This is a genomic window from Sulfuricaulis sp., from assembly GCF_049587675.1.
In the GTDB taxonomy this organism is placed as follows: domain Bacteria; phylum Pseudomonadota; class Gammaproteobacteria; order Acidiferrobacterales; family Sulfurifustaceae; genus Sulfuricaulis.
In genome coordinates, this window is record NZ_JBAVEJ010000053.1 from 1 (window position 1) to 2,069 (window position 2,069).

The 2,069-nt window shown below is 64.4% G+C and carries 1 protein-coding gene; it reads right to left on the reverse strand.

Going from position 1 to position 2,069, the window contains the following annotated elements:
- Positions 1-98: 98 nt before the first annotated feature.
- Entirely contained in the window at positions 99-1,475 is a 1,377-nt protein-coding gene (gene ltrA / locus WB402_RS02700; RefSeq protein ID WP_424205377.1) for a group II intron reverse transcriptase/maturase, read from the reverse strand.
- Between the last annotated feature and the right edge of the window lie 594 nt (positions 1,476-2,069).

A 2,069-nucleotide genomic window follows, 5' to 3' on the forward strand; every position in this document is an offset into this window, starting at 1 on the left:
GCGATGGACGCAATCGCGATCGGGATAGGGGGGAGCCTCGCGGCTCCTCCCCTCCCACACCACCGGACATACGGGTCCGTATCCGGCGGTTCGCTGGATTATGCGGTAGCGGGATTTGCGAGGGAACGTAGGCCGAGTGATCCGAAGAAGCGATTTGGCATGGCCATTTTGGGAGCGGGGCTATTGCCGAGCCGCCAAGGGCCATGTGGGCTGCCAGCGGTTTGTGCCGCCAGGTCCCGGCCGACGCCGCGGCGTCGCAGCTCTGCAAACCGTGTATTTCCGCGCTTCCATTGTTTCCAGGCGATGGCGCGCAACCGCCGCCTGAGCCACTCGTCAAGCGCTCGCAACACCGACGGCGTTTGGCAGAAGCCGAAGTAGCCGCGCCACCCGGTGAGGTAGACGGACAACTCCTTGACGATCTGCGCTAGGCTGCGTCCGCACGTGCGCCGCGTCAGTTCCCGGACTTTTGCTTTGAAGCGGGCGAGCGCCTGCGGCGCGATGCACCGTCGCGGTTCGCTTCCGCTGGTAAAGCTGAAGCCCAGGAACTTGCGGACGCTCGGTTTGGCGACCGCGCTCTTGGCCTTGTTGACCCTCAGCCTGAGGCGCTTCGCAAGGAACCGTTCGATACCGGCCATCACCCGTTCTCCCGCACGTTGGCTGCGCACATAGATGTTGCAGTCATCGGCGTAGCGCACGAAGCGGTGACCGCGCTTCTCCAGTTCCTTGTCCAGCACATCCAGCATCAGGTTCGACAACAGCGGCGAGAGCGGCCCGCCCTGCGGCGTGCCCTCCTCCGTTGGGCTGACCAGTCCTCCCTCCATCGCACCCGCGGTGAGAAAGCCGCGGATGAGTTTCAGGATGCGCTTGTCAGCAACCCTCTTGGCAACGAGCCCCATCAGGACGTCGTGGTTGACCCGGTCGAAGAACTTCTCCAGGTCGATATCCACGACGACGGCGTACCCGGACGCAATATACGCCTGCGCCCGCTCCACCGCCTGATGCGCCGAGTGCTTCGGCCGGAAGCCGAAACTCGTCTCGGAGAACGTCGGGTCCCAGTCGGCTTGCAGCACCTGCATTACCGCCTGCTGGATCAAGCGGTCGAGCACCGTTGGAATGCCGAGCAGCCGCATGCCGCCCGACGCCTTCGGTATCTCCACGCGCCGCACCGGCTGCGGCTTGTAGGTGCCATCAAGTAACTGCGCCCGGATCGCAGGCCAGCACTCCTTCAGGTAGTCCGGCAAGTCATCGACGCTCATGCCGTCGATGCCCGCCGCACCTTTGTTGCGCTTCACTTGCGCCAACGCTGTCTTCAGATTCTCACGCTCGACAACGTCTTCCATCGACGGTCCCGCGACCGCCGGGCGTTCGAGACAGGCTTTCGCCGCGCGCGCTTCGGGCTCTCGGGCGGCGGCGCTTCGGGCTTCACTCTCCGCCCCGGTGCCCAAGTTCAGCTCGATCTGATTCTTCTGCCGCATGGCTTGCACGAGATTGCCGCTCTACTAGCCTCTTCCAGCGTTCAGGCCTTCGGCGGCGCGCTGCCGCCTATTATGCCCTCTGCCGACTTCTGCGCTGCGGTCAGGCCGCCTTGCGACGACCTCAGTCCCGTTGCCGGGACACAGCGCAGACCTCCCGAGGTAAGATCGACCGCCTTCGCCGCACGCCCGCCGGATCTACCACCCCGACCTTTGATGACCGTGGACTTCGCGATCATTGGCTCGCTCGTCCGGCCGGGCAGGCCTCGTTATCCGGTGTTTGTCCATCGGGCCGCGGCTTTGCTCCACGCTTTCTTCAGACCCCACCTCGCGGTGACGCCTTTGCGCTTCGCTAGTCCTTCGCCGTCATCAGGCTGGACAGAGGACTTCCACCTCCAAGCTGTCGTTCATACTCGGCACACCAATAAAAAAGGCCGGGATCGCTCCCGGCCTTCGTTTTTGTGTGAGCCGCCTCAGTTCAACGAAGCGCGCTTGGGCGGCGTCGCCGGCCACGACTTGATCAGCGCGTCGTAGTCGACGGTTTCGCCCTTCGGCTTCTCGTTCGCCAGCTTGCGCTGCGGCGCGATGGTGTGGTCC

Excerpts from the sequence above, each read along its gene's own strand:
- ltrA (WP_424205377.1), bottom strand. The coding sequence starts at position 1,475 with ATGCGGCAGAAGAATCAGATCGAGCTGAACTTGGGCACCGGGGCGGAG.